This window comes from Alistipes sp. cv1 (genome assembly GCF_900240235.1).
Taxonomy (GTDB): domain Bacteria; phylum Bacteroidota; class Bacteroidia; order Bacteroidales; family Rikenellaceae; genus Alistipes_A; species Alistipes_A hominis.
In genome coordinates, this window is sequence record NZ_OEPW01000002.1 from 176,808 (window position 1) to 195,689 (window position 18,882).

At 57.3% G+C, this 18,882-nt stretch carries 19 protein-coding genes; 13 read left to right on the forward strand and 6 right to left on the reverse strand.

Features of this window, described 5'->3' with window-relative positions:
• Nucleotides 1-93: 93 nt before the first annotated feature.
• The 4 genes from C1A08_RS05125 to C1A08_RS05140 all read left to right on the forward strand — a co-directional run bounded on the left by C1A08_RS05125 (nt 94) and on the right by C1A08_RS05140 (nt 3,690).
• Nucleotides 94-1,077 (forward strand): glucosaminidase domain-containing protein, encoded by a 984-nt coding sequence (locus C1A08_RS05125; protein WP_101571842.1) that lies wholly within the window; start codon nt 94-96, stop codon nt 1,075-1,077.
• 50 nt (nt 1,078-1,127) lie between these two features.
• A complete protein-coding gene (locus C1A08_RS05130; protein WP_101571844.1) occupies nt 1,128-1,817 on the forward strand; it encodes a hypothetical protein in 690 nt (229 codons plus the stop codon).
• A 74-nt stretch (nt 1,818-1,891) separates the two neighbouring features.
• The gene (locus C1A08_RS05135) at nt 1,892-2,647 is read left to right on the forward strand and encodes a 3-keto-disaccharide hydrolase (RefSeq protein WP_257937046.1); all 756 of its coding nucleotides are present in this window, start codon (nt 1,892-1,894) and stop codon (nt 2,645-2,647) included.
• 215 nt (nt 2,648-2,862) lie between these two features.
• The gene (locus C1A08_RS05140; RefSeq protein WP_101571846.1) at nt 2,863-3,690 is read left to right on the forward strand and encodes a sugar phosphate isomerase/epimerase family protein; all 828 of its coding nucleotides are present in this window, start codon (nt 2,863-2,865) and stop codon (nt 3,688-3,690) included.
• Nucleotides 3,691-3,768: 78 nt separating this feature from the next.
• Here the strand turns inward: C1A08_RS05140 and galE are convergent, their stop codons facing one another.
• Genes galE through C1A08_RS05155 form a run of 3 tightly spaced genes read right to left on the reverse strand, consistent with a single transcriptional unit; the run spans nt 3,769 to nt 7,033 of the window.
• A complete protein-coding gene (gene galE, locus C1A08_RS05145; RefSeq protein ID WP_101571848.1) occupies nt 3,769-4,794 on the reverse strand; it encodes a UDP-glucose 4-epimerase GalE in 1,026 nt (341 codons plus the stop codon).
• 15 nt (nt 4,795-4,809) lie between these two features.
• Entirely contained in the window at nt 4,810-6,102 is a 1,293-nt protein-coding gene (locus tag C1A08_RS05150) for an ABC transporter permease (protein ID WP_101571850.1), read from the reverse strand.
• The gene (locus C1A08_RS05155) at nt 6,095-7,033 is read right to left on the reverse strand and encodes an ABC transporter ATP-binding protein (RefSeq protein ID WP_101571852.1); all 939 of its coding nucleotides are present in this window, start codon (nt 7,031-7,033) and stop codon (nt 6,095-6,097) included. Before C1A08_RS05155 ends, C1A08_RS05150 begins: the two co-directional genes overlap by 8 nt.
• 235 nt (nt 7,034-7,268) lie before the next feature.
• Here C1A08_RS05155 and C1A08_RS05160 point away from each other — a divergent pair, with 235 nt between their 5' ends.
• The 5 genes from C1A08_RS05160 to C1A08_RS05180 are packed head-to-tail and all read left to right on the forward strand — an operon-like array spanning nt 7,269 to nt 12,591.
• Nucleotides 7,269-8,237 carry a type I phosphomannose isomerase catalytic subunit gene (locus tag C1A08_RS05160; RefSeq protein WP_101571853.1) on the forward strand — a complete coding sequence of 323 codons (969 nt, stop codon included), beginning with the start codon at nt 7,269-7,271 and terminating at the stop codon, nt 8,235-8,237.
• Between the two features lie 30 nt (nt 8,238-8,267).
• Nucleotides 8,268-8,708, forward strand: a complete 441-nt coding sequence (locus C1A08_RS05165; RefSeq protein WP_055202678.1) for a deoxycytidylate deaminase — start codon at nt 8,268-8,270, stop codon at nt 8,706-8,708.
• A 32-nt stretch (nt 8,709-8,740) separates the two neighbouring features.
• The gene (locus C1A08_RS05170) at nt 8,741-9,808 is read left to right on the forward strand and encodes a DUF4435 domain-containing protein (RefSeq protein WP_101571855.1); all 1,068 of its coding nucleotides are present in this window, start codon (nt 8,741-8,743) and stop codon (nt 9,806-9,808) included.
• Between the two features lie 3 nt (nt 9,809-9,811).
• Nucleotides 9,812-10,633 (forward strand): serine O-acetyltransferase EpsC, encoded by an 822-nt coding sequence (gene epsC / locus C1A08_RS05175; protein WP_055202682.1) that lies wholly within the window; start codon nt 9,812-9,814, stop codon nt 10,631-10,633.
• Nucleotides 10,630-12,591, forward strand: coding sequence for an LTA synthase family protein (locus tag C1A08_RS05180; RefSeq protein WP_101571856.1), 1,962 nt, complete (start codon nt 10,630-10,632; stop codon nt 12,589-12,591). Before epsC ends, C1A08_RS05180 begins: the two co-directional genes overlap by 4 nt.
• 47 nt (nt 12,592-12,638) lie before the next feature.
• Here the strand turns inward: C1A08_RS05180 and C1A08_RS05185 are convergent, their stop codons facing one another.
• From C1A08_RS05185 to dapF, 3 genes are all read right to left on the reverse strand, one after another.
• Nucleotides 12,639-13,445, reverse strand: a complete 807-nt coding sequence (locus C1A08_RS05185; protein ID WP_180951527.1) for an alpha/beta fold hydrolase — start codon at nt 13,443-13,445, stop codon at nt 12,639-12,641.
• A 75-nt stretch (nt 13,446-13,520) separates the two neighbouring features.
• Entirely contained in the window at nt 13,521-13,745 is a 225-nt protein-coding gene (locus C1A08_RS05190; RefSeq protein ID WP_055202686.1) for a hypothetical protein, read from the reverse strand.
• A 123-nt stretch (nt 13,746-13,868) separates the two neighbouring features.
• Nucleotides 13,869-14,672: a diaminopimelate epimerase gene (gene dapF, locus C1A08_RS05195; RefSeq protein ID WP_101571858.1), complete on the reverse strand. Its 804-nt coding sequence runs from the start codon at nt 14,670-14,672 to the stop codon at nt 13,869-13,871.
• Between the two features lie 126 nt (nt 14,673-14,798).
• Here dapF and C1A08_RS05200 point away from each other — a divergent pair, with 126 nt between their 5' ends.
• From C1A08_RS05200 to tamL, 4 genes are read left to right on the forward strand one after another with little or no spacing between them, the layout of a single operon-like run.
• Complete coding sequence (locus C1A08_RS05200; RefSeq protein WP_101571860.1) at nt 14,799-15,545, forward strand: nitroreductase family protein; 747 nt, start codon at nt 14,799-14,801, stop codon at nt 15,543-15,545.
• A gap of 22 nt (nt 15,546-15,567) precedes the next feature.
• Nucleotides 15,568-15,978 carry a pyridoxamine 5'-phosphate oxidase family protein gene (locus C1A08_RS05205; RefSeq protein WP_055202691.1) on the forward strand — a complete coding sequence of 137 codons (411 nt, stop codon included), beginning with the start codon at nt 15,568-15,570 and terminating at the stop codon, nt 15,976-15,978.
• A gap of 2 nt (nt 15,979-15,980) precedes the next feature.
• Nucleotides 15,981-16,439 (forward strand): hypothetical protein, encoded by a 459-nt coding sequence (locus tag C1A08_RS05210; RefSeq protein ID WP_055202694.1) that lies wholly within the window; start codon nt 15,981-15,983, stop codon nt 16,437-16,439.
• Nucleotides 16,440-16,447: 8 nt separating this feature from the next.
• Nucleotides 16,448-18,859: a translocation and assembly module lipoprotein TamL gene (gene tamL, locus C1A08_RS05215; protein WP_228385745.1), complete on the forward strand. Its 2,412-nt coding sequence runs from the start codon at nt 16,448-16,450 to the stop codon at nt 18,857-18,859.
• Nucleotides 18,860-18,882 lie beyond the last annotated feature (23 nt).

The following is an 18,882-nucleotide window of genomic DNA, read 5'->3' on the forward strand; positions in this document are numbered from 1 at the left end:
GGTTTTCCGTTAAAGTTACATACAAAGCTAAAGATTTTTGCGCAAATTCCAAGAAAATATTATTTTTGTCGGAAGCATTTACCGAACCCCGATATGAAGAATCTCAGACAAATCGTTCTGACTTTCGCGTTGCTCGCCGTCACGACCGCGTCAGCCGAAGGACAACAAAAACTGACCCGCGAGGCCTATATCCTGAAGTATAAACCGCTGGCGGTCGAACAGATGGATATTTACGGCATCCCGGCGAGCATCAAACTGGCCCAGGCGCTGTTCGAATCGGACAACGGCAACAGCCGTCTGGCCCGCGAGGCCAACAACCATTTCGGCATCAAGTGCAAAAGCAACTGGACGGGGCAGACCATCTCGCATACCGACGACGCCCCGGACGAATGTTTCCGCAAATACCCTTCGGTCGAGGAATCGTACAGGGATCATTCCGAGTTCTTGGACAAATCGGCCCGGTATCAGGACCTGTTCAAACTCGACCCCACGGATTATAAAGGCTGGGCCCACGGATTGCAGAAGGCCGGTTACGCCACCAACCCGCAATACGCCCAGCAACTGATCAAGATCATCGAAGACTACCAGCTCTTCCTGCTCGACGAAGGACAAGACGTCCGCATCGCGGAGAACGCCGCCCCCGTCGAAGAGCCCGTCGCAGAACCGATTCCGTCGGCGTCGCCCGCAGATATGGTAGACGTGGACAATTATTCGGTATCCATCCAGGGACGCAACGGCGGCCATACCGTGTACCGCAACAACGGCAGCCTGTTCATCGTCGTGCGCGACGGCGACAAGCTGGAAAGCGTAGCGTCGGAATTCCGGGTATCGCCCAAGAAGCTGATCAAATACAACGACCTGGACATCCATTCGAACGTCAAAACCGGCGATATGATCTACATCCGGCCGAAAGCCAAACGCAGTTCGAACGGCAAGATGATCCACGTAGCCCGCGACGGAGAAACGCTGCACAGCATTTCGCAAATGTACGGCATCCGACTGAAGAGTCTGTGCAACATCAACCGCCGCAGCCGCGATTCGCAGGTGACCGAAGGCCAGCAGATCCGACTCATGTAAATACGACGAAACCCAAAATACCAAACCTTAACGATAACCTTAGCAAAATTATGGACGGTGACCCTGGCAGTATACGAAACGGCATCATCGAAAAACTGAGTAACAAAGCCTCGCTGAACCAGCAAGTGTTCGACAACACGTTCTCCGTGTTCGGCAACCTGAAAGAAGTCCTGCACGAAATGTCGTCGGAAATCGACGATACGCTCGAAGAGGCGGGCAAAGAGGCGCGGATCGAATACCGCGACCGCGGAAAATTCGAAGCGCAGTTGCAAATCGCGGACGACATCCTGATCTTCAGCATGCACAGCAACGTCTTCGAATTCAACCGCGAGCACATCATCTGGCAGAACTCTTACGTGCAACAGGCCCGCGAAAACTCCTACTGCGGGATGATCAACATCTACAACTTCCTGTCCGATTCGTTCCGGTACAACCGGAGCGCCGACGAAGGATACCTGATCGGACGGATCTTCATCAACCGCGAGATGCAGTATTTCGTCGAGGGGAAACGCCAGATCAGCATGCGGCACAACAGTTTCGGCACGCAGCGGATCGACCGGGCGGCGCTGCTGAACATCATCGAGAACGCGATCGACTATACGGTCGACTTCGACCTGCTGGTTCCGCCGTACGACGCGGTGAAAGTGGTCACGGTAGACCAGCTCAACACCAAGATCGAGAACTCGAAAATGCAGACCGGTAAACGACTCGGATATAAATTCAATTCCGACGATATTTAACGGCACGGATATTTCCGTGTAAGCTAACCCGTGCACGGGCACACCTGAGACCCGCGCACCCAAACCGATCCAAAATGACGACGATTTCGCTCTCGCTTCGCCACGCGGCGAACAAAACGGTTTTTGCGGCCTGTATAGCCGCTTTCTGCTGGATGCCGGAACCGCTCGGCGCACAATCCCCGTTCCCGGACGAAAATGTACCGGAAACCGGGTTCATGGCCATTTTTGACGGCAAAACGCTGGACGGCTGGGAATACGACCCGGTTTACTGGCGCGTCGAAGGAGACCGCATGGTCGGCGAAGTGACGCCGGAAACGCTGTTGGAGCGCAATTCGTTCATCGTTTGGAAGGGCGGGACGCCAGCGGATTTCGAACTGAAAATGGAATACCGGGTCTCCCCGGAGGGCAACAGCGGAATCAACTACCGCAGCGTGAAAGTGCCCGGCGTCGCACACGCGCTGAAAGGATACCAACTGGATATCGACGGCCCCGGCCAGTGGACGGGACAGAATTACGAGGAACGCGGCCGCACCTTTCTGGCGCTGCGCGGACAGGCGACGCAGGCCGAACCCGGAAAAAAACCGCACGTAATCGGCTCGACCGGAGACAAAGACGCCCTTTTCGCCGAAATCGACCGCGACGGCTGGAACGCGTGCCACGTGATCGCCAAAGGCAACACGCTGATCCATCTGATCAACGGAAAGGTGATGAGCATTGTCGTGGACGACGATCCGCACGAACGCACCCGCAAAGGACTGATCGGTATGCAGGTGCACGTAGGCCCCCCGATGAAGATCGAATTCCGGAACATCCGGCTCAAAACACGTTAACGCATCCGCAACGATTCCCCAAAACCCGCGCTATGAAAATCTCTCCGGTTATCCCCGCACCGCCTCCTGCCGTAACGATGACGGCGGGCGATCGTACCGGTTCCGAAAGCGCTGCTCCCGATTTTCCGAAAAACGGAAAACGGAAAGTCCGGGCCGAAGGGTTTGTCCCGATCCCCTGAACCCGATTCCCGAAAACCTTAACCAATCAAATAATCATGAAAAAAATCAATTTCATCACGTTATTTTCCGCCGCGGCGCTGCTGCTGGGAACGTGCACGGCATCGGCCCAATTCGTAACGAAACACGGTTCGGAAGATTTCAAAATCGGCGTCGCCGGCTTTTCGTTCCGCAATTTCAACATCGACGAAACCCTGAAGATGATGAAGCAGATGGGAGTCAAATACATGAGCGTAAAAGATTTCCACCTGCCGATGAACAGCACTACCGAACAGATGGAAGCCTTCAAGGCGAAGCTGGCGGCAGCCGACGTGAACGGCTACATCCTCGGCCCGATCTACATGAACTCGAAAGCCGACGCAGACCGCGCGTTCGAATACGTGAAACGCTACGGCGCCGACATTTTCATCGGGGTTCCGGCCTACGAGCTGCTGCCTTACGTCAACGAAAAGATCAAGGAATACAATGTCCGGATGGCGATCCATACGCACGGCCCCGATACCCAAACATTCCCGGACGCCGCCGACGTGATGGCGCACATCAAAGACCTCGACCCGCGCATTGGGATCTGCATCGACCTGGGACATACGGCGCGCTTCGGAGCGAGCTGCGTGAACGACCTGAAAAAGTACAAAGACCGCATCTACGACATCCACATCAAGGACGAGACCGAAGCGTCGAAAGCGGGCCAGACCTGGGAAATGGGACGCGGGATCATGGACATTCCGGCAATCGTCAAAACACTGCGCAAGATCGGCTATACCGGAGTGGTCAGCCTCGAATTCGAAAAGGACGGCAAAAACCCGCTGCCCGGCGTGGCCGAATCGATCGGCTACCTGCGCGGAGTCTGCGACGCCACCAAATAGCGAACCGGACTTCTCCAGCGAACGAAAAAACCGCCGCATGAGAATGCGGCGGTTTTTTCGTTTTCAAATCCTGTCCCTCTACTTCATCCCGCGCAAATGCTTTTCCCAGGCCCAGGCCGAAGCGAGCGTCTCCTCGATCGGACGCGTGGCTTTCCACCCCAGTTCCCGGTTCGCAAACGTGGTGTCGGCCCAGATCTTTTCGATATCTCCGGCCCGGCGGCCGACGATCTTGTGCGGCACTTCGACTCCGGTGACTTTTTCGAACGTTTCGACCAGTTCGATCACCGAACGCCCCTGACCGGTGCCCACGTTGAAAAACTCGTAATTCGACCGGCTCTTGCCGCCGACCATCCGGTCGACCGCCACCACATGCGCGCGGGCCAGGTCGACCACGTCGATATAGTCCCGGACAGCCGAACCGTCCGACGTATCGTAATCGTCCCCGAAAATACTCAGGCACGGCCGAATCCCGGCCGCCGTCTGCGTAATAAACGGAACGAGGTTGCCAGGAATCCCTTTCGGAAGCTCCCCGATCAACGCCGACGGATGCGCCCCGATCGGGTTGAAATAACGCAGCGCGATGCCGTACAGCTCCCCGTACGCCGCCGTCGTGTCGCGCAGGATATCCTCGCATATCTGCTTGGTATTCCCGTAAGGCGATGTGGCCGGTTGACGCGGGGTCTGCTCGGTCACGGGCAGCACTTCGGGTTGCCCGTACACGGTGCACGACGATGAGAAAACGATGTTGCGGACGCCCTTTTCGCGCATCAGTTCCAGCACGTTCACCAGCGACAGGATGTTGTTGCGATAATACAACAGCGGTTTCTCGACCGATTCGCCGACGGCCTTCGACGCCGCGAAATGAATGACCGAATTGAATTTGTACTTGTCGAACACCCCGGCGAGCGCAGCCTTATCGTCGCAGTCGACCTGCTCGAACGGGATCTCCGCGCCGGTAATTTCACGCACGCCGTCCACCGCCGCCCGTTCGGAATTCGAAAGGTTGTCGACCACGACCACGTCGTACCCCGCCGCGATCAGCTCGACCGCCGTATGGGTTCCTATATACCCGGCTCCGCCGGTTACCAATACACACTCTTTCATTGGACTACAATTTAATTATCCTTTATATTTTATCCATTTGTACAACTCTGCGAATCCGGGCTTCTTGCCGTACATGAAAATCCCCACCCGGTAAATTTTGCCGGCCACCCACACCATCGAAAGGAAACTGCCGTAAAGCAACGCGACCGACAGCGCCAACTGCCACGCAGGCACTCCGTACGGAATGCGCGCCATCATCACGATCGGCGAGGTGAACGGGATGATGCTGCACCAAACGGACAGCGTCCCGTTCGGGTTCTGCATCGTGGTGAACATCACGACGATCGCGAAAACCAGCGGAATCGTGGCCGGCATCTGCAACTGCTGGGCGTCCTGCGCGTTGTCGACGGCGCTGCCGACCGCCGCGAAAATCGCCGCATAGAGCAGGTAGCCGCCGACGAAATAAACCAGGAAACCGCCGAACAATTTCAGCAGGAAACCGCCGTCGGTTACCTGCCGGATCGCCGCAAGCGTACCGGCGTCCATTTGCGGCACAACCCCGGGTACGGCCGCGCTCCGGATCAACGCGTCGGGCGTCAGCAGGTGCAGGGCGGCCGTTCCCAGCGCCAGGATCAGCGCAACCCAGATCAGGAACTGCACCAACGCGACCGACGCGATGCCGAGGATTTTGCCGAGCATCAGTTCGAACGGCCTGACCGACGAAACGATGATCTCCAACACCCGCGAGTTTTTCTCTTCGATCACGCCGTGCATGACCATCACGCCGTACATGAAAACGAACATGTAGATCAGGAACCCGAACAGATAGGAAGCGGTCATCGACAGGACGCCGGAACTGGCCCGTCGTTCCCCGGTATCGTGCCGTTGAAAAGTCTGCATCGAAACGTCCGTTTTGACCTCCTGCATGATCTGAGACAGGTTCCGGATATCGTGCGCTTCGAGTTTCCGCTTTTCGATAATCCTGCCCAACTGCGACTTCAGATCGTTTTCAACGTCGAACGTCAGGGCTTCTTTCGTATAGAGACGGACATCCCCGGGATCGGACAGAACGTCCTCACCGATAACCAGGTAGTTGTACCGGTTTCCCGGTGCGCCGAGCTCGTCTTCGGACAAGTCGGTAGGCGTCAACTTCAGCAGCGCGCCGCTTTGCAACTGCGGGGCGATCCAACCGCTGCGGTCGAGCACCAGGATCTCCAACTGCCGGCTTCCGCCGACCTTGTTCAGCAGTACCGGCGCCACCATCAGGACGACCATCAACAGCGGCGTCAACACGGTCGTCAGGATAAACGTCCGTTTCCGCACCCGCTGGTTGAATTCGCGACCGATAATCAATCCTATCTTACTCATGGTCGGTTTGTTCAAGTTGTCCGTTGACTGCCCGGATAAAAATGTCGTTCATCCCGGGGATCACTTCCGAAAAGCCGTGCAGTTCGGTTCGTTCGTTCAGCAGCCCGATCAGCGGACGCACGGCGTCCGGCGAGACGAGCCGCACTTCGGCCGTATGATACGGCGCCCCGCGTTTTATGCCGAGCACCGAACAGTAAGGCTGCAGCTCCTGCTGCGACAGCGCCGCCGGGTCGCCCGCGAAATCGATCCGGAAAACGGATTCGCCGTACCGGCGGCGAATTTCGCCGACAGCGCCGCTCAGGACGTTGCGCGAACGGTCTATCAGCGTGATATGGTCGCAGATCTCTTCGACCGACGACATGTTGTGCGTCGAAAAAATCACCGTCGCCCCGCTGTCGCGCAGCGCGAGGATTTCGTTTTTCAGCAGGTTGGCGTTGATCGGGTCGAAGCCGCTGAACGGTTCGTCGAAAATCAGCAAGGCCGGTCGGTGCAATACCGTGATGATGAACTGGATCTTCTGCGCCATCCCCTTACTGAGCTCCTCCACCTTCCGGTCCCACCACTCGGCGATCCCGAATTTTTCAAACCACGCCCTCAGGCGCTCCGTCGCTTCCCGCTTCGAAAGACCTTTGAGCTGCGCGAAATAGAGCGCCTGTTCGCCGACGCGCATTTTTTTATACAATCCGCGCTCTTCGGGCAGGTAGCCGATCCGGTAAATGTCGTCGGGAGCGAGCGGCCGTCCGTCGAAAAACACCCGGCCGCTGTCGGGCGCCGTGATCCGGTTGATGATGCGGATCAACGTCGTCTTGCCCGCGCCGTTCGGCCCGAGCAACCCGTAAACCGCCCCCCGCGGAACTTCCAAAGACACGTCGTCGAGCGCCGTATGAGCGGCGTAACGCTTGGTGACCTGTTCTACCCGTAACAAACACATGGCGGATGCGAGGTTAAAATAATCCGAAAATAATCGCCGGCACGCCTCACGGTATCGGGCTGATTGCCACATAAGTCCGCACTTGCGACCCGCCGCCGCGAACTGGCAGCGGGAACAAAGGTATGAAAAGTTGCCATAATTTGTTAAATTTGTCGTTAAAATTCAGGGCTTTGTCTGCCGTTGCGTTCTCCGTTCCGGGGAACCGTCCGCAGCCGGGCTCGCTAAAACGTTGCGAATGCTGTATCCGTTAAAATTCAGGCCTCGGCCGAAAGAGCGTATCTGGGGGGGGCGGCGGCTGTCCGAAAAACTCGGAAAACGGCTGCCCCGGGAGCGTACGATCGGCGAAAGTTGGGAAATTTCCGGCCTCGACGGCGACGTATCCGTCGTCGGCAACGGCATACTGGCCGGAAACAACCTCGAAGAGTTGATCGAAGTCTATATGGGCGATCTGGTAGGCGACAAAATTTACGAGAAATTCGGCCTGCAGTTTCCGCTGCTGATCAAATACATCGATGCGCAGGACAAACTCTCGGTGCAGGTGCATCCGGACGACGCCCTGGCGGCGAAACGGTACGGCGGTTACGGCAAATCCGAAATGTGGTACGTCTTGGACTGCGATCCGGGAGCCGAGCTTTACTTGGGATTCGACGGGGACGTATCGCGCGAACGCTATGCGGAACACGTGGAGCGCGGCACGCTACCCGAAATTCTTTCTCGTCCGAAAGTAAGTCCCGGAGACGCATTCTTCATTCCGGCAGGCACGATCCACGCCATCGGCAAGGGAATCCTGCTGGCCGAGATCCAGCAGGCTTCGGACGTCACCTACCGGATTTACGACTGGGGACGCACGGACGCTTCGGGTAAAGGGCGCGAACTGCATACCGACCTGGCCGCCGACGCGATCCGTTTCGACAACGACATCCCGTACCGTATCACCGCCGAACCGCGGACGAACGAAGCGGTTCCGCTGAAAAGATCGCCTTACTTCACCGTCAACCTGATCGGACTGGACGGCGCGGTCGAACGCAACCACGTGGAGCGCGATTCGTTCGTCGTCTACATGTTGACCGAAGGACGGGCGACGCTCGGCTGGGAAGGCGGCTCCGAAACCGTCAAAAAAGGCGAGACCCTACTGGTACCTGCCTGCATCGAGGAGGTAACGCTGACCGGACAGGGAAAACTGCTGGAAATTTACATCGAATAAAAACTGAAACGGCATACACGACATCTTTTTATGGGATACCAGGAAGAAAAACAACGTCAGCTCGACATTCGTTACATCAAAATGGCCCGGATCTGGGCCGAAAACTCCTACTGCGTCCGCCGGCAGGTAGGCGCCCTGCTGGTCAAGAATAAGATGATCATCTCGGACGGTTACAACGGCACGCCGGCCGGATTCGAGAACATCTGCGAGGACGAGGCCGGCAAGACCAAACCCTACGTTCTGCACGCCGAAGCGAACGCGATCACCAAGGTGGCCAAATCGAACAACAGCAGCGAAGGCTCGACGCTGTACGTCACGTCGTCGCCCTGCATCGAATGTTCGAAACTGATTATTCAGAGCGGTATCCGCCGCGTAGTCTACTGCGACGACTACCATTCGACCGACGGTCTCGACCTGTTGCAGCGCGTCGGGATCGAAGTGGTGCGGGTGACGCTGCCGGAAGAACGGTAACGCATCGGCCTTTATCCAAACCGAACCCGAATATGAAAAAACGCAGGAAAGAACGGCAGGCAATACGACTCCAGGAACCGGTCAAAACGGTTCCGATGGTTTCCCGTTACGCGAACGGCGCGTATCGGCTGATCCGCGTGTTCGTCGAAGGGTACGACGACGTGGCGTTCTGGCGCAGCATCTTCGACGACTACGAAACCGAGCGGCTGAAGTTCGAAATCAGCGTCCCGTTGCGCGACGACCTGGCAAAAGGCAAAAAAGTCCTGCTGGCGATGATCGACGAGCGCGACCGGGATACGATCCTGTGCATGGACAGCGACTTCGACTACCTGTTCAAAAACTTCAACGACCAGTCGCGGCTGGTGAACAACACCCCGAGGCTGTTCCACACCTACGCCTATGCGACCGAAAATTTCCTGTGCCACCCCCCGTCGCTGCATAAGGTGTGCGTCAAAGCGACCAAAAACGATACGCTGATCTTCAACTTCGAAAAGTTCATGACCGCTTATTCGCGGACGATCTACCCGTTGTTCCTGTGGTACGCCTACTCCGCCCGCCGCAAAAGCGAAAAGGCCTTTTCGTTGCTCGACTTCCGCAGCAGCGTCCGGCTCAACTACCTCGATTTGCGCGACGACGGCGCCGAAACGCTGCACTGGCTCGGCCGTCAGGTCGAAAAGCGTCTCCGAACGTTGGAAGCCAACCATCCGACCTGGATCGGCGAAGTGGCCGCTTTCGGGCACCATATCCGGCAGTTCGGCGTCGAAACCGACAATGTCTATTTTTTCATGCAGGGCCATACGCTGCTGGACAACGTGGTGCTGATCCTTCTGCACACCGTTTGCGAACGGCTGCGGGACATGACCGTCGAACGGATCACTTCGGGAACCAAGCAGGGCGTGTCGTTGAAAAACGAACTGAGCAATTACAACAACTCGTTGCGCAACGTGCGCGAGGTACTGCTCGACAACGAACAGTATAAGGAGTGTTTCCTGTATAAAAAACTGAAAAAAGATATCGAACTGTATATTCAACAACTGATCGCGGAGGACGAAGCCGGCCGTCGGCCGGCCGACGCTCCGTACGATCGGGCAATCAGATAGACTATGGCCGACGTAATCAAGAATTTCCCGTCCCGCCTGCACAAGATGACGCAGGTGTTTTACCGCGAAGTTCCGTCTCAGGTGGCCACGCGCCGTTTCATCGACACGCTGACCAACCTGCTGTTCCCGGTACGGGACAAAAGGAACATCTCGCTGAAGGAAATGGATCTGAAATGGGAGAATCTCCAGCACGATTTCCTGGAGATCATCAGCCCGCTGTGCGCCGACATGGACTGTTGCTGCGAACATCTCACCGAACGGTTTTTCGGCGAAATCCCGCTGATATACACCCGGCTGATGCAGGACGCCAACCTTTACAAAAACTGCGACCCGGCGGCCTACTGCACCGAAGAGGTGATCTTGTGCTATCCGGGATTCTACGCCGTGATGGTGTACCGCCTGTCGCACGTTCTGCACAAACTGAAAATACCGGTATTGCCGCGCGTGATTTCGGAATACGCGCACAGCCAGACCGGAATCGACATCCACCCGGGAGCCACCATCGGGCCGAACTTCTACATCGACCACGGCACCGGGATCGTCATCGGCGAAACGACCGTTATCGGGCGGAACGTCAAAATTTACCAGGGCGTCACGCTGGGCGCCACGTTTGTCGACAAAGAGCTTTCGGGCGTCCGGCGCCATCCGACCATCGAGGACAACGTGATCATCTACGCCGGCAGCACGATCCTCGGCGGCGACACGGTGATCGGCCACGACACGGTGATCGGCGGTAACGTATGGCTCACCGAGTCGGTTCCGCCCCATTCGACGGTCTACTGCAAACCCGAAATCGTCATCAAAGGAAAACGCACGAAAAAATGAACCGGAAAAACGGCAGGCATTTCGACGGATTCTGCCCGGCGCTGGCGCTCGTCCTGAGGCTGGGACTGCTGTACGCGGCATGGCTGTTGTGCCGCATCGTATTCTTCCTGCAGAACCGGGCCGAAATCGGGCCGCTCGCGGCAAGCGAACTGCCCGGACTGCTACACGGCAGCCTGGTGTTCGACACGGTGTCGATCCTGTACGTCAACTCGCTGTTCATCGTGCTGTCGCTCGTACCGCTGCGGCTGCGCGAACGGCGGTGGTACGGCACGATGTTGTTCTGGCTTTTTTCCGTCGCCAACGCCCTCGCGCTGATCGTCAACGTCTCGGACGGCGTCTATTACCACTACGCGAAAAAAAGGTTCACCTCGGACGAACTCTCCTACCTCGGCAACAACGACAATACCGGAACCGTACTGCTGAAAGCGCTCGCCGAAAACTGGTACGTCGCGCTGTTTGCCGCCGGATTGATCGCCGCCCTCGTCTGGGCCTACCGCCGCATCCGGGTCGCTCCGTCGCGGATCCGGTCGAACACGGCCTACGCGCTGATCCATCTGCCGGCGCTGCTGGTCGCAGTCGGACTGTCCATCGGGGGCATACGGGGCGGATTCAGCCGACAAACGCGCCCGATCACGCTCAGCAACGCCACGCTGTATACCGCGTCGAGTCCGAAGGCGAACCTGATCCTCAGCAACCCGTTCTGTATGCTGCGGACGCTCGGCAACCGCTCGATCGCGTACACCGAATTCTTCGACGACCGGACGCTCGAGGCCATTTACACCCCGATCCACCGGCCGGAGGCCGCTGCGGGCGACTCCCTTGCGTTCGGCGACCGCAATATCGTCATTTTCATCCTGGAAAGTTTCAGCAGCGAACATTCGGCGCTGCTGAATCCCGACCTCTATCCGGACGGGCACGGGTACACTCCGTTCCTCGACTCGCTGATGCGCGAAGGATACTATTTTCAGAACGCATTCGCCAATGGACACAAATCGATCGAGGCGCTGCCCTCGGTGCTGTCGTCGATCCCCTCTTACCGGACGCCGTTCGTACTGATGCCTCAGGCGCTCGCCCCGATGAAGGCGCTGCCGGCACTGCTGGCCGAAAAAGGATACAAAACGTCGTTCTTCAACGGTTCGGGACGCGGTTCGATGGGTTTCGGCGCCTATGCGGCGCAGGCCGGCGTACAGGATTATTATAGCCGCGAGGATTATGAAAAACGGTGCGGCACAGACGATTTCGACGGCTACTGGGGCATCTGGGACGAACCGTTCCTACAGTACATGAGCCGCGTGCTGTCCGAAACGCCTCAGCCGTTTTTCGCATCGGCTTTCACGCTCAGTTCGCACCACCCGTTCGTCGTTCCGGAAAAATACGCCGCGACGCTGCCGGAAGGAAAAACCAAGGTACACAAAGGCGTGGCGTACACCGACCTCGCACTGCGCCGTTTCATGGAGACTTCGAGCCGGGAACCGTGGTACGAAAATACGATTTTCGTCTTCGTAGCCGACCACGTATCGTCGGAAACCTTCGCCCCGAAAACGCTGACCCCGACCGGCAACACGCAAATCGTCTGCCTGATCTACACGCCGGACGGATCGCTGCGCGGCGTAAACCGTTCGGTCGCCCAGCAAATCGATCTGATGCCGACGCTGCTCGGGCTGACCGGCTACGACCGGCCCTATTTCGCCTTCGGACGGGACGTGTTGCGCGAAACCGACCGCGAACCGATGGTTTCGAATTATGCGGGCGGAACTTACCAGGGCATTACCGATTCGCTGGTGCTCTTTTTCGACGGAGAACGGACGCTGTCGGCCTACCTACGCAGCGACACCCTGCAAAAAAACGATATTTCGGGAATCCGCACCCCCGCGTTGGAAGCCGCCGAACGCGACCTGAAAGCGCGCCTACAGCAATACTACCGGCATGTGAAACAAAAAGATTATTTAGCCGAATAGAAAGCATCCGTTTTATTCCCCGTACCTCGCGGCTGCGCCGGAAACATTCAGCAAGCCGCGTGCCTATCGATAAATCCGCGAATGATTTCCGCGGCGGCCTCGGGTTCTTCGAAAAAGCCCATGTGTCCCGAATGATCGAGCCACGCCGCTTCGGCCTGCGGATGAGCGGCGACCAGCGCTTCGGCCCGTTCGACCGGGATAAATTCGTCCATCCGGCCGAATATGAACAGTTGCGGCACTTTCAAACCGTGCAGCATGTCGTTCATATCGCTGCGGCCGATCATCCCGTTCAGCAGCGCCACAATGCCGTCGTCGTCGGTCGACGAGATCAGCTCCTGCAATTGTTCGATCCGCCCGCGAAGCCGCTTGCGGTTCGCCTCGGCAAAACCTTTCGGAGCGAAAAGCGATGCGATCAGTTCTTTCTTATCGCTGCGGATCAGTTCGATCTCGCGGCGTCGGTCCTCTTTTTTCGCATCGGTATCGGCATTCGGCGTCGAGTGGAACAAAATCAGCCCCTGCAACATTTCGGGATAACGGGCCGCAAAAGCTTCGGCGACGTATCCCCCCATCGAGTGCCCGGCCACGAAACAGCGCGCGACGCCCTGCTTGTCGAGCACCCCTTTCAGCACATCGGCCACGAACTCCATGCTATGCACCTCGCCCCGCACCTCCGAGATGCCGTGACCGGGAATGTCGATCGCGATCACACGGTAGTAGGGCGTCAGCAATTTCGTGAAATCCTCCCACACTTCGAGAGATTCCAGGTAGCCGTGCAGCAGTACGAGCGTCGTATCCCCCTGCTGCGAGTCGCTGATGCGCAATGCCGTTTCGGCGGCAACGATGAATTTTTCCATGATTGTTCGATATTTTGTAAAAAATGGCCGCCCTGCGGCAGCCATTCCCGTTTCATTCGATTTATAAACGATCGTTTATCGTTCGTCCTGTTCTTCCTCGCCGTCGTCGAAATAGTCGAGAACCGATTCGCGTTTCTTGAAAGAGAGTAACTCGTCGTCGTCGTCCTCGTCGAGTCGGCTGTAAATCGCCCGCTTCTCTTTTCCGCTTTTTTTAATAGGTTCGAGCTTGGCCGCTCGCTTTAACGAATCTTCCGGTTCGGAATCATGGGCCTTGTTCCGGAAAACATGGGTCGATTTCATGGGTCGTGAAAACGTAAGGGTTTAAACGTTTGACATGGATTTCAGTTCTTCGTACGCAGGATTCACGTCCTTTGTACGATTGCAATGATAGAGATTTTTTTTGAAAAAACAACCGCTTCGGGTTTAAAATTTTTCCGCCAGGCAGCCTTCGAACACCTTTTGCGCCGGGCCGGTAAGCGTCACATTCGTAAAACGCTCGTCTCCTGTCCGTTCGAAAGACACGAAAAGGACTCCGCCCTCGACGTCGACCCGGTAATTCCGGCAATCGCTTCCGGATCGCACGGCAGCCGCCAGCGCCGAAGCCGTGGCCCCGGTTCCGCAGGCAAGCGTCTCGGCCTCAACGCCCCGCTCATAAGTACGCACCCGGATACGACCGTCCGAAACGATCTCCACGAAATTGACGTTCGTCCCTCCGGCGGCGGCGTACGGATCGCTGCGGCGTATCATTGCGCCTTTTCGGGCGACGTCCTCCCGCCGGACATCCGGCACGAATTCGACATGGTGCGGCGAACCGGTATCGAGAAAATAATGATCGGGGAATTTCTCCACGCGCGGAACGTCGATCATGCCGAGCCGGATCTCGCCCGCCGTCGCGTCCGCCGACAGGATTTGCGCATCGTGCACGCCGTCGATCCCCGAAAAACGCTTGCGCGATCCGCCGATCCCCAAATGATGGGCGAACAACACGATGCAACGGCCGCCGTTGCCGCACATGGTCGATTCGCCGCCGTCGGCATTGAAATAGCGCATCCTGAACAACTCCCGGGGATCGTTTTCCAGCAGCATCAGCCCGTCGGCGCCGACCCCGGTGCGGCGGCAGCACAGGGCGGCCACATGCGCGCGGGAAACGTCGAATCCGCCCGAACGGTTATCGATCAGCACGAAATCATTGCCCGCTCCGTGGTATTTATAAAATTTTTGTTTCATATCGTTTCCGGCTTATCCGTGCAAATATCGCGAAATTTTCAAAAAGCTTTTCCTCTTTCAAAAAAATAGCGGATATTTGTATAAATTCATGCGGAATCCGCGTTTCCGTTAAAAAGACAGAAAGCTATGATCAAAACGATATTCGAGCATCGGTCGGTGCGCAGCTACAAGCCGGATCCGGTGGACGAGGCCCTGCTGCAACGGATTCTGGAAGCCGGCACGAGGGCTTCCAACACAGGCAATATGCAGATATACAGCATCATCGTGACGACCGACCCGCAGATCCGGGAACAACTGTCGCCGTGCCATTTCGGACAACCGATGGTCACTCAGGCCCCGATCGTGCTGACGTTCTGCGTCGACGTGCGCCGGTTCTCGCTGTGGTGCCGCCAGCGGGGGGCCGACCCGCAGTACGACAATTTCGTCTGGTTCGTCAACGGCGCGATCGACGCGATCCTCGCTTCGCAAAACGTCTGTCTCGAAGCGGAGTCGGAGGGGCTCGGCATCTGCTACCTCGGCACGACGACCTACAACGCCGACCGGATCGCCGAGGTGCTCGCCCTGCCCGAGGGGGTGATCCCGGTCACTACCGTGACGATGGGCTACCCCGACAAACTGCCGCCGCCGACCGACCGCCTGCCCTTGGAAGGGGTGATCCACCGCGAACGCTACCACGATTACACGCCCGAAGCGATCGACGCGATCTGGGCCGACAAGGAAGCTTCCGAAGAGACGGCCGGCCTGCTGCAAGCGAACGACCTACCGAACCTGGCGCGTATTTTCACCGAACGTCGCTACAAGGGCGAAGACAACCGTCTTTTTTCGCGGAAATATTTCGAAATGCTGAAAAAACAGGGGTTCTTCAACCAGTAAGAACCCGTAAGACCGACCGGATATGGAAACGATTCACGAAAAAGCGTTCGCGCTGTTACAACGGTGCGAAGTGATTACCGTGGCGACGTTGGACGAAAAGGGTTTCCCGCGCCCCGTTCCGGTCGTCAAAATACGCGCCGAAAAACCGTTTACGATCTGGTTCGCCACCGGCACCAGCTCCGACAAAACGGCGCATCTGCGCCGGAACCCGCGCGCCGGCATCTCTTTTTTCGACCGCGGAGACAGCGTCGCACTAACCGGAACGGCCGAAGTGATCGAATACCCTGCGGTCAAAAAGATCATGTGGCAAGAGTGGTTTATCAAACATTTTCCGGGAGGAGTCGAAGACCCGGAGTACTGCCTGGTTCGGTTCGAAGCCCGGAAAGGCGTTTTTTACATCGAAGACAAATTCGTAAAATCGGTTTTAAAATAACGATGAATCAGATCGAACAAACTCCGAACGGAAAAGACTATTTCGAGCCGATGCACTCGGCCGAGCACCTGATCAACGGGGCGATCGCCCGGACGCTCGGGTGCGGCCGGGCCTTTTCGACCCATATCGAAAAGAAGAAATCGAAATGCGATTTCCGCTTTCACCGCAACCTGACGCCCGAAGAGCTGACCGGAATCGAACGGACGGTCAACGAACAGATCGCCTCGCACGCGGACGTGCGGGACGAAATATTGACCGCGGCAGAGGCCGCCGCCCGTTACAACCTGTCGCGGCTGCCGGAAGGCGCAACCACCGTCCGCATTGTCCATATCGGCGATTTCGACAGCTGTCCGTGCATCGGGGCGCACGTATCGAACACGGCGGAGATCCCGCCGGTCAGGCTGATCTCGAGCGACTGCGCGGACGGCGTTCTACGGGTGCGTTTCAAATTTGTAAAATAGTTGGCGGAGTGAGTAGGATATTCCGGTCGGATTCGTTTGCAGAGGCGGCAAAAAGGCGGCTGCGGCTGCCGGTCGTCGTCGTTTGCGGCTGCTTGCTCGCAGCATGCAGCGCGACGCGGCACATTCCGTCCGGGCAATACCTGCTGTCCAAAAGCGACGTCCGGATCGAACGGGAGAAACAACTGACGCGGGACGAACGGGCGACGCGGACGGAATTGGAACAATTCATCCGCCAGCATCCGACCAAACGTTTCCTGGGAACCAATTTCTATCTGTGGGCTTACAATTCGGCAGACCCGGACAAAACGAACTGGTGGAACCGTTTCAAACGCCGCATCGGCAAAGAACCCGTGCTGCTCGACTCGACACTGACGGCCCGTTCGGCCGAAGGCATGAAAATTTACCTGAACGGCAAAGGCTTCCTGGACGCTTCGACGGCATTTCGGGTCGACACTTCGGGCAAAAAAGCGAAAGTCACCTACCTCGCCCGGCAAGGCGAACCGTACCGGATCGGCAGCATCCGATACGATTTCCGGGACCGGTCGCTGCAATCGATCATTTTCAGCGACACGATTTCGACGTTGCTGCATACGGGCGACATTTTCGATGCGAATACGCTGGACGACGAACGGGTACGGATCACTTCATTCCTGAAAAACCGGGGATATTACAACTTCTCGATCAACAACATCAGTTATGTAGCCGACTCGACGGCGGGCAACCGCACGGTCAACCTGACGATGGTCGTAAAACGCTACATGGCCGGATATACCGCCGAAGGCGAAGCGACGCTCGACGACAACCGAATTTACCGCATCCGGAACATCTATATCTATCCGGATTACAACCCCTCGGCAGCCGTGTCGGATTCTCTTTACGAAAGCCGGCTCGACACGCTCGACTACAAAGGCCTGAAAATCGTTTACGACACCCGGTCGAAAGTGCGGGCGGAGATCCTGCGCCGAACGATCAGTCTCTACCCGAACTACCTGTATAATGCCGACGAAGTGAAACGGACTTACGAAAACATCATGCGGCTCGACTATTACAAAAGCGCCAGCATCCTCTTTTCGGAAGCGGAAGGCGATACGCTGCTGCGGGACAACCGGATCACCTACATCGGGCAGTCGCAGGACTCCACCGGCATCGGCGAAGCCTCGTACGGCACCGAACACTACCTGAACTGCACTATTTTCTGTACGCCTGCGCTGCGGCAGGGATACTCGCTGGAACTCGAAGGAACCACGTCGGCCGACTATTTCGGAATCGCCGCCACGGTGGGCTACCAGAACCGCAACCTGTTCCGCGGCGTCGAACTGTTCGACATCAAGGTGCGCGGAGGCTACGAATTCATGCGCGTCAAACAGAAGCGCAACTCGTTCGAATTAGGCGTATCGACCTCGTTTTCGTTTCCCCGTTTCATCACGCCGCTGCGAATCGACCGCTACAACCGAGCCTTCAATCCGCGGACGAAAGTAGAAGTCTCCTACAGCGTACAGCGCCGCCCGTACTACCATCGTACGCTGGCCAGCGGCGTCTGGGGCTATACGTGGGGCAACGGCAAAAACAGCACCTTCGTCCTGCGGCCGGCGGACATCAGCGTGGTGAAACTGCGGCAGATCGACACGGCTTTCCTCGAACAATTGCAGAATCCCTACCTGCGGAACAGCTACGAATCGCAGCTGATCGCCGGACTGTCCGGCTCGTATATCTTCAACAACCAGAAGATCAACACCGAACGCAATTCGCTGGCGTTACGGTTCAATTTCGAAACGAACGGTAACCTGATCGACGGACTGAGCCACCTGTTCGGCCGTTCGTCGGGGGAAGAGTATTACAAACTGTTCGGTATCCGGTACGCCCAGTATTTCCGGTTCGATCTGAACCTGGCGCGAAAATTCGTATTGGGGCCGAAAACCAGTCTCGTATATCGCTTCTACGGCGGATGGGGATACGCTTACGGCAATTCGACATCCATCCCGTTCGAGCGGCTGTTCTACTGCGGCGGCAGCAACAGTATGCGCGGCTGGCTGGCCCGGACGCTCGGCCCGGGCAACGAAGTGCGCTGGGTCAGCGACTATCCCACCCAGTTGGGGAACTTCAAACTCGAAACGAATCTCGAAGCCCGTTTTCCAGTCTGGGGAATCTTGCAAGGCGCGCTCTTTTTCGATGTCGGCAACATCTGGTTCCTCGGACAGGGCGGCTACGGCGAAGAATCGCAGTTCAAGATCGACCGATTCTACAAACAACTGGGATTCAATACCGGACTCGGCGCGCGGTTCGATTTCAGTTTCTTCGTATTCCGGATCGACTGGGGCATCAAACTGCACAACCCGAACGAAGCGGCCGGACAGCGCTGGATTCAGAACTTCCGGATGCAGAACACGACGCTGAATTTCGGCGTAGGCTATCCTTTCTGACGACGACGGACGCCGAAAACGAA

Excerpts from the sequence above, each read along its gene's own strand:
- C1A08_RS05150 (WP_101571850.1), bottom strand. The coding sequence starts at position 6,102 with ATGAGTAAGATAGGATTGATTATCGGTCGCGAATTCAACCAGCGGGTG.
- C1A08_RS05200 (WP_101571860.1), top strand. The coding sequence starts at position 14,799 with ATGATCAAAACGATATTCGAGCATCGGTCGGTGCGCAGCTACAAGCCG.
- C1A08_RS05205 (WP_055202691.1), top strand. The coding sequence starts at position 15,568 with ATGGAAACGATTCACGAAAAAGCGTTCGCGCTGTTACAACGGTGCGAA.
- C1A08_RS05190 (WP_055202686.1), bottom strand. The coding sequence starts at position 13,745 with ATGAAATCGACCCATGTTTTCCGGAACAAGGCCCATGATTCCGAACCG.
- C1A08_RS05125 (WP_101571842.1), top strand. The coding sequence starts at position 94 with ATGAAGAATCTCAGACAAATCGTTCTGACTTTCGCGTTGCTCGCCGTC.
- C1A08_RS05140 (WP_101571846.1), top strand. The coding sequence starts at position 2,863 with ATGAAAAAAATCAATTTCATCACGTTATTTTCCGCCGCGGCGCTGCTG.
- C1A08_RS05165 (WP_055202678.1), top strand. The coding sequence starts at position 8,268 with ATGGGATACCAGGAAGAAAAACAACGTCAGCTCGACATTCGTTACATC.
- C1A08_RS05180 (WP_101571856.1), top strand. The coding sequence starts at position 10,630 with ATGAACCGGAAAAACGGCAGGCATTTCGACGGATTCTGCCCGGCGCTG.
- C1A08_RS05170 (WP_101571855.1), top strand. The coding sequence starts at position 8,741 with ATGAAAAAACGCAGGAAAGAACGGCAGGCAATACGACTCCAGGAACCG.
- dapF (WP_101571858.1), bottom strand. The coding sequence starts at position 14,672 with ATGAAACAAAAATTTTATAAATACCACGGAGCGGGCAATGATTTCGTG.
- C1A08_RS05130 (WP_101571844.1), top strand. The coding sequence starts at position 1,128 with ATGGACGGTGACCCTGGCAGTATACGAAACGGCATCATCGAAAAACTG.
- C1A08_RS05210 (WP_055202694.1), top strand. The coding sequence starts at position 15,981 with ATGAATCAGATCGAACAAACTCCGAACGGAAAAGACTATTTCGAGCCG.
- C1A08_RS05160 (WP_101571853.1), top strand. The coding sequence starts at position 7,269 with ATGCTGTATCCGTTAAAATTCAGGCCTCGGCCGAAAGAGCGTATCTGG.
- epsC (WP_055202682.1), top strand. The coding sequence starts at position 9,812 with ATGGCCGACGTAATCAAGAATTTCCCGTCCCGCCTGCACAAGATGACG.
- C1A08_RS05135 (WP_257937046.1), top strand. The coding sequence starts at position 1,892 with ATGACGACGATTTCGCTCTCGCTTCGCCACGCGGCGAACAAAACGGTT.
- C1A08_RS05185 (WP_180951527.1), bottom strand. The coding sequence starts at position 13,445 with ATGGAAAAATTCATCGTTGCCGCCGAAACGGCATTGCGCATCAGCGAC.
- C1A08_RS05155 (WP_101571852.1), bottom strand. The coding sequence starts at position 7,033 with ATGTGTTTGTTACGGGTAGAACAGGTCACCAAGCGTTACGCCGCTCAT.
- galE (WP_101571848.1), bottom strand. The coding sequence starts at position 4,794 with ATGAAAGAGTGTGTATTGGTAACCGGCGGAGCCGGGTATATAGGAACC.